This window comes from Streptomyces sp. NPDC059456 (assembly GCF_042750055.1).
Classification (GTDB): Bacteria; Actinomycetota; Actinomycetes; order Streptomycetales; family Streptomycetaceae; genus Streptomyces.
In genome coordinates, this window is sequence record NZ_JBHYVA010000479.1 from 1 (window position 1) to 6,232 (window position 6,232).

The 6,232-nt window shown below is 73.6% G+C and carries 10 protein-coding genes; 6 read left to right on the plus strand and 4 right to left on the minus strand.

Annotation, left to right across the window (positions count from 1 at the left end; all coding sequences use genetic code 11):
• A partial coding sequence (locus ACFXA3_RS30855) for a GlxA family transcriptional regulator (protein WP_385192010.1) occupies window positions 1-590 on the plus strand: 590 nt, incomplete at its 5' end.
• Window positions 591-671: 81 nt separating this feature from the next.
• On the opposite strand, the gene ACFXA3_RS30860 is transcribed toward ACFXA3_RS30855, so the two are convergent.
• Complete coding sequence (locus ACFXA3_RS30860) at window positions 672-1,298, minus strand: sigma-70 family RNA polymerase sigma factor (RefSeq protein WP_385192013.1); 627 nt, start codon at window positions 1,296-1,298, stop codon at window positions 672-674.
• 75 nt (window positions 1,299-1,373) lie between these two features.
• A complete protein-coding gene (locus ACFXA3_RS30865) occupies window positions 1,374-1,700 on the minus strand; it encodes a rhodanese-like domain-containing protein (protein ID WP_385192015.1) in 327 nt (108 codons plus the stop codon).
• A gap of 37 nt (window positions 1,701-1,737) precedes the next feature.
• On the opposite strand from ACFXA3_RS30865, the gene ACFXA3_RS30870 reads away from it, so the two are divergent.
• The 3 genes from ACFXA3_RS30870 (at window position 1,738) to ACFXA3_RS30880 (ending at window position 3,283) form a co-directional block, all read left to right on the plus strand.
• Window positions 1,738-2,352 carry a TetR/AcrR family transcriptional regulator gene (locus tag ACFXA3_RS30870; protein WP_385192017.1) on the plus strand — a complete coding sequence of 205 codons (615 nt, stop codon included), beginning with the start codon at window positions 1,738-1,740 and terminating at the stop codon, window positions 2,350-2,352.
• A gap of 81 nt (window positions 2,353-2,433) precedes the next feature.
• Window positions 2,434-2,793, plus strand: coding sequence for a UBP-type zinc finger domain-containing protein (locus ACFXA3_RS30875; RefSeq protein ID WP_385192020.1), 360 nt, complete (start codon window positions 2,434-2,436; stop codon window positions 2,791-2,793).
• Window positions 2,794-2,878: 85 nt separating this feature from the next.
• Window positions 2,879-3,283, plus strand: a complete 405-nt coding sequence (locus ACFXA3_RS30880) for a DUF427 domain-containing protein (RefSeq protein WP_385192022.1) — start codon at window positions 2,879-2,881, stop codon at window positions 3,281-3,283.
• A 33-nt stretch (window positions 3,284-3,316) separates the two neighbouring features.
• On the opposite strand, the gene ACFXA3_RS30885 is transcribed toward ACFXA3_RS30880, so the two are convergent.
• Entirely contained in the window at window positions 3,317-3,811 is a 495-nt protein-coding gene (locus ACFXA3_RS30885; protein WP_385192024.1) for a MarR family winged helix-turn-helix transcriptional regulator, read from the minus strand.
• A gap of 47 nt (window positions 3,812-3,858) precedes the next feature.
• A complete protein-coding gene (locus ACFXA3_RS30890) occupies window positions 3,859-5,007 on the minus strand; it encodes a hypothetical protein (protein ID WP_385192026.1) in 1,149 nt (382 codons plus the stop codon).
• A 279-nt stretch (window positions 5,008-5,286) separates the two neighbouring features.
• Between ACFXA3_RS30890 and ACFXA3_RS30895 the strand changes: the two genes are divergently transcribed.
• On the plus strand, window positions 5,287-5,790 hold the full coding sequence (locus tag ACFXA3_RS30895) for a hypothetical protein (protein ID WP_385192028.1): 504 nt from the start codon (window positions 5,287-5,289) through the stop codon (window positions 5,788-5,790).
• Between the two features lie 86 nt (window positions 5,791-5,876).
• Window positions 5,877-6,232, plus strand: a 356-nt coding sequence (locus ACFXA3_RS30900) for a spermidine synthase (protein WP_385192030.1), incomplete at its 3' end; no start/stop codon positions are given.

Genomic DNA, 6,232 nt, shown 5'->3' on the forward strand with positions numbered 1-6,232 from the left:
GCAGGGAGGCGGCCACGCACTGGCGGCACGCCCGCCTGCTCCAGGAGCGCCATCCGCAGGTGACGGTCAACGCGTCGGTGCTCTACGTCGACGGCGGATCGGTCATCACCGCCGCCGGAACCGCGGCCGGCATCGACGCCTGCCTGCACGTCATCCGCAAGGACCACGGCGCCGGGATCGCCGCACGTGTGGCCCGCCGCATGGTGGTGGCCTCGCACCGCGAGGGCGGACAGGCCCAGTTCGCGGAACACCCGGTGGCCGCATCCCCGTCCGACGGCCCGATCGCCGTCGCCGTGCAGTACGCGTTGGACCGCCTTCACCGGCGGCTGACCTCCGGTGAACTGGCCGCCGTCGCACACCTGTCGGTACGGCAGTTCGAACGGCGGTTCGCCGATGCGACCGGGCTGCCACCGGGGCGTTGGATCACGCACCAGCGGATCCGGGCCGGCGCCGCACTGCTGGAGTCCTCGGAGGATCCGGTCGACGCCGTGGCCGGCCGCGTCGGGCTGACGGTCGCGGGCTTCCGTCACCACTTCGGGGAGACGATGGGCGTCAGCCCCTCGACGTACCGGCGCCGGTTCCGGCGCTGACCGGCCCTCTCCGTCCACCCGGCCGAGGAGCACGCGCAGGTTCGCCGGCGCGCGGGGTACGCGGTGGCATCCGCGGAGCCCTTACGCGTCCCCCCTCAGTGCGTCCCGCTGGATCCGGTGGGCGAGCGTGCGGCGTACCGGTGCCGCACCGGTGGCGGCGGCGTTCGCGGGAAGGTCGAGACCGCGACCGATCGTGTCGTACGCGGCCCGATGGGCGGCGGGGAGCTCGCTCCGGTGCAGCCTCAAGTCCTCTTCGACGAGACGACGCAGCTCGTCGACGTTCTGGGGGGTGAAGCGCTTCTTCCCCCGGGCGAGCGCGTCGACGAAGCGGGTGCAGCGAGCGGTTTCGGGGAAGGCATCGGAGATTTCCTCGGCGAGGCCCCAGAGCCGTCCCTCCAGCCAGGGGGCGTCGCGCTGGTCGAGGGAGAGTCCGACGGGCGGCTCCGGGGCGTCTGCCCCGTGCTTCGCCATCTGTTTGGACACGGCGGGCTGGCTCATGTCGGTGACGCGCGCGATGCGTTCCTGCGTCCATCCGAAGCCCGCGAGGACCTTGATCATTTCGGTGCGCAGCCTGCGCATCTCCTCGCCGGCCCGGATGACCTCGTTCATGCCGGCCAGGATCCGCTCGGCCTGCCCCTCGGTCAGCCCCTCGGGCGGCCCCCCGGGCGGCCCCCCGGGGGTCCGGTGCACACGCTCCCCACTTGCCATAACCCGGTTATACACCACCTCGGCCGGAGACCGCACCGAGCGGGGCGACTCCGCGCGGAGTCGCCCCCCCGGGGGTCAGGCGGATTCGGTGGGCAGGCCGGCCTCCGTCCAGTCCTGGATGCCCTCGCGGTACTTGCGGACGTCGGTGTAGCCGAGGGCGGTGAGCCGGTCGGCGACCTGTCCGCTGTTGGGGCAGGACGGGTTGGAGCAGTAGGTGACGATGGCGGCGTCACGGTCGGGGAGCAGGGCGGACGCCTTGGCGTCCACCTCGGCCGGGACCAGCGCGACGGCGCCGGGCAGGTGCCGGCGGGCGTAGTACTCGCCACCGAGCGCGTCCACGACGGTCACGGCCCCGGCTTCGATCGCCGCGGTGAGCTCGTCGCGGGTGATGAGTGCGGTCATGCTTCTGCCTCCAACAGAATCGGACTACAGTCCTCTTATGGCTCATGACAGTAACGGACCACGGTCCGCTTCCGCAATCCCGCTGGAACTGCTGCGCACCCCGCCCCCCAAGGAGCGGGCGGACGCGGCCCGCAACCGGGCCGCGGTGCTGGAGGCCGCCGCCCGGCTGTTCGCCGAGCACGGCGTCGAGGCGGTGTCCATGGACCAGGTGGCCGCCGCCGCCGGTGTCGGCAAGGGCACCCTGTTCCGCCGGTTCGGCGACAAGGCCGGGCTGGGCGCCGCGCTGCTGGACGCCCGGGAGCGCGTGCTCCAGGAAGCGATGCTGAGCGGGCCGCCGCCGCTCGGCCCCGGGGCGCCCGCCGACGAGCGCCTGGCCGCGTTCCTCGACGCGTACCTCGACTACCTGCTCGGCCATCTGGCGCTGGTCCGGATGTCCGAGACCGCGACGGCCGGGGCCCGGTACCGGATCGGGGCCTACCGGTTCTGGCACCGCCACGTGGCGATCCTGCTCGCCGGCACGCCCGACCCCGACCACGCCGCCCACGCCCTGCTCGCCGCCCTGGCGGCCGACCACGTCGCCGCGCTCCTGCCGGAACTCGGCGAACAGCGGATCCGGGCCGGTCTGCAGCGCTTCGCCCGCTCGGCGATCTGAACCAGCGGTCCGGGACGCGGGCCGGCCATAGACTGGACGGCGACGTGGGGCCGTCACGCCCCGCGCCGGAAGGAACCCGAGATGGCCCGTACCGGCAGCGCGTTCGACGGCGCGCCGAGGCCGCCCTCCTCATGGGCGGTATCACCCGACGGGGGGCGCCCCGAGGGGCTCACGTGCTCCCATCTGCCGGCACTGCCCGCCACGCCGGGGACACCGCCCGAGGTCTGCGCGCCGTGCCGGGCCCGCGGATGGACCTGGACCCGGCTGAGGTGGTGCTCCGCGTGCGGGTACGTCGGATGCTGCGACAGCTCCCGGGGCCGTCACGCCCATGCCCACCACGTGCGGACCGGACACCCCGTTGTCCTGTCGCTGGCCCCCGACGAGTCCTGGGCCTGGTGCTTCGTCGACGAGGTCTTCCTCGTCCGGGTGCGCGATGCATGACGCCCGGCGCCCGCCCGGGCCGCTGCCGACGGAATCGGTGTGGGAGTATCCGCGTCCGCCGCGCGTGCAGCCGGATGCCCGGCACGTGGTGATCCGGCACCGGGGAGTGACCCTCGCCGACTCCCGGACCTGCCTTCGGGTCCTGGAAACGAGTCATCCCCCCGTCTTCTACGTACCGGGCGACGACGTGCGCACCGATCTGCTGTCGCGGTCGGGGCGGGTGACCTTCTGCGAATGGAAGGGCGTGGCCACGCACTGGACGCTGATGGTGGACGAGGACACCGTCCACGACGTCGCGTGGAGCTACGAGGCCCCTTCAACGGGCTACCGGAGCATTGCCGACCACTTCGCCTTCTATCCGGGCAGGGTCGATCTGTGCACGGTTGACGGCGAGCACGTGCAGGCGCAGCCCGGTGACTTCTACGGCGGCTGGATCACCGGCGAGATCCTGGGCCCCTTCAAGGGCGGTCCGGGCACCACCGGCTGGTGACGACGGGCCCGCAATCGCTCCGACGGGGCGCGGTCAGCGGCGGACCCGGGCGAGCTGCCGGTTCATTTCGGCGAGGAACCGCACCACCACGGCCAGTTCGTCCCCGGTGAAGCCCGCGCGGGCCGTGTCGGTGCCGAGGGCCAGGGGGCGGAAGTAGTCGCGCGCCACCTGCCGGGCCCGCTCCTCGTAGTGCAGGTGGACCACGCGGCGGTCATCGGCCGCCCTGACCCGGCGGATGTGTCCGGCCTTCTCCAGCCGGTCCAGGCACGCGGTCATCGCACCCGAGGTCAGGTTCATCTGCTTGCGCAGCCGGCCGGGCGTCATGGGGCCGCCGGCCTCGTCGCCGCCCGCGTCCAGTACGGCGATCAGCGCCTGCACGTCGGTGAGGTGGAGGTCCTGCGCCTGGGCGAACTCCTGCGCGATGCGATTGAACTCCGCGTTCATCCGGCGCAGAAGTACGGCGAACGACTGCAACCCGATGGGGTCATCGGCGGGAAGTCCGGGTGTGGAGGCATCGGTCGCGTGCATGGGCTCAGCATATGATGTCTCGATGATTGACATACTTCATCGTCGACTTAATTCTGCTCCTGAGGATCCCGCTGCATGAACAGGACACCGCGTTGGGCCTTCTGGATCGTTCCGGTCGCGCTGCTGCTCGTCTGGCTCGGAATCGGCGGGACCCTCGGCCCGTACGCCGGCAAGCTGGGTGAGGTCGCCACCAACGACCAGGCGGCCTTCCTGCCCCGCAACGCCGAGTCGACGCGGGTGCTGGAGGCCCGCAAGGCGTTCGAGTCCTCGCCGTCCGTCCCGGCGGTCCTCGTGTGGACCACGGACGCGGGCCGGGTGACCGACGCACAGCAGACGGCCGCCACGCGGGCGGTCGCGGGCCTTGCGGGCCGGGCCGGCGTCGCGCGGGGGGGGGGGGCGCCCCCGCGGCGGCCCGCCTGGGCCGCCCGTACCGACTCCCGGGGCCGGCCGCAGTCCCGGGCCAGGAAGGCCATGTTGCTGAACGCGTGCGCCTCCAGGGCCGCGTCCCCCGAGACCCGGGCCGTGGCGAGCGCCTCCGCGTAGTGCGAGCGGGCGTCGTCGAAGCGGCCCGAGTCGTGCGCCAGCCAGCCGACGGAGACGGCCAGTTCACCGGCGCCCGCGTGCAGCCGGTCCTCGGTGGACTGCCGGGTGGCCCCGGCGTCCAGCAGCGCGTAGGCGGTCCGCAGGGGTTCGGCGGCCTTGCGGTAGAGGGCGTCGGCGCCGTGCCGGTCGTCCAGCAGCCGGATCTGGCGCACGGCCTCCTCGACCGCCGCCGCTTCGGACTCGCCGGCCCGGGAGGGCGGCCGGCGGGTGTCGCCGAGCAGGGTGAGGCCGATCGTCGCGGCCGCCACGGTCGCGGAGCCGCCCGCCATGAACGCGCGACGCAGCACGTCGCTCTCCTTGAGGGTGAAAGGGGCGGTGCGCTGCGCGGACCGGCCGCGGACCGCCTCGCGCGGGGAGAAGCCGAGGTCGGCCAGGGTCCGGCCGGGGAACATGTGCAGGAAGACCCGCTCGTACGCGTAGTTGGGGCAGCGGATCTCGCCGGATTCGACCCGGCCGATGTAGCGGGCGTCGCAGGAAACCGTTTCTCCGATCTCCTTCGCGGCCCGGCGCACCATGGCCGCGAACTCGGCCGGGGAGTGCCGGCCGCGCAGTCGCCGGAACGTCTGATTGGGTGAGTGCGGGAACGCCGCCATGGACGTGGCCTCTCTGGCAAGGGACGCACCGCCGGTTCCGCGGGACGGAGTCCGGGCCCGGCGCGCATGAACGTACCGCCAGAGGGGGCCCGCTGATGCGGTGTTTGGCTACAAAAGGGATATCTCACCCGCGATCCGCCATGAACTGCCATCCTTTGCAGCGTCTTGCCGCCGCACCCGTTGACGTTCTGGCGCGTTGAGCCCATGCGGGGTGTGAGGTGACTCCTCCCGCCCCGCTCGTACGCGGATCGAGGAGGGGTTCCCTTGGTGGAGGGCGGCATGGAGAGCACTGGATTGAACACCGCGCCCGTGTCTTCGGGCGCGACCCCCGTCCCGGCCGTCCCGGTCGTCGTGGCCGTTCCGGCAGTCGTGGCCGCCCCGGCCGTCGTCGCCGTTCCGGCCGCCGTGGCCGTGACGAGCGCCCCGGCCGACGCGCCGGACCTGGTGACCGTGCCCGCCCGGCAGGGCCTGGAGGCCGTGGACATCATCCGCCGCGCCGCGAGCCCGGCGGGCGGGGTCGGCCCGGTGCTGCACGACGGGTCCGGCGACACCCTCGGCTTCCTCGTCCCGCCCGGCACCGCCGACGCCTGGGACATGCCGGGCAGCGCCTGCACCCAGACCAACGGGCGCGGCATGCGCTTCGGCGACGTGTCGCCCACCGCCGGGGACACCGGCTGGCTGCTCCCCCCGGAAGCCGTCGGTCCGGTCACCGACCCCGAGGTGCTGCGGGCCGCGCTCGGCGAGGCCGCCCGGCTGATCGAGGCCGCGGACAACTGCCGCTGACCGGCGACAATGGTGGGGTGGCAGGCAAGGGCAGGAACAGCAGCAGGCAGCGCGGACGCGGGAACTCCGAGCCGGTCGTCGGGCAGGTGGACGGCGGCACGGCGGAGCTGGCCCCCGACCGGGAGCGCGCGGACGCCTGGACGCTGCTGATCGACGGAGCCCCGCAGTCACACGTGGACCTGGGCGATCCGCAGTACCTGGACTTCGCCTACCAGCGGCGGATCGGCCACCTCATCGACCTCGTCGCGCCCGCCCGGCAGCCGCTGAACGTGGTGCACCTGGGCGGCGGCGCGTTCACCCTCGCGCGCTACACGGCCGCCGCCCGCCCCCGCTCGACCCAGCAGGTCGTCGAGATCGACGCCGCTCTGGTGGCCTTCGTACGGGAACACCTGCCGCGGGGGGGCGCCCGCGAGGGGCGGGGGGGGGGGCGGGGGCGGCGCGC

What these genes read in the sequence shown, in the direction of transcription:
- ACFXA3_RS30865 (WP_385192015.1), bottom strand. Translation starts at nt 1,700, where the DNA reads ATGACCGCACTCATCACCCGCGACGAGCTCACCGCGGCGATCGAAGCC.
- ACFXA3_RS30885 (WP_385192024.1), bottom strand. Translation starts at nt 3,811, where the DNA reads ATGCACGCGACCGATGCCTCCACACCCGGACTTCCCGCCGATGACCCC.
- ACFXA3_RS30890 (WP_385192026.1), bottom strand. Translation starts at nt 5,007, where the DNA reads ATGGCGGCGTTCCCGCACTCACCCAATCAGACGTTCCGGCGACTGCGC.
- ACFXA3_RS30860 (WP_385192013.1), bottom strand. Translation starts at nt 1,298, where the DNA reads ATGGCAAGTGGGGAGCGTGTGCACCGGACCCCCGGGGGGCCGCCCGGG.
- ACFXA3_RS30875 (WP_385192020.1), top strand. Translation starts at nt 2,434, where the DNA reads ATGGCCCGTACCGGCAGCGCGTTCGACGGCGCGCCGAGGCCGCCCTCC.
- ACFXA3_RS30870 (WP_385192017.1), top strand. Translation starts at nt 1,738, where the DNA reads ATGGCTCATGACAGTAACGGACCACGGTCCGCTTCCGCAATCCCGCTG.
- ACFXA3_RS30895 (WP_385192028.1), top strand. Translation starts at nt 5,287, where the DNA reads ATGGAGAGCACTGGATTGAACACCGCGCCCGTGTCTTCGGGCGCGACC.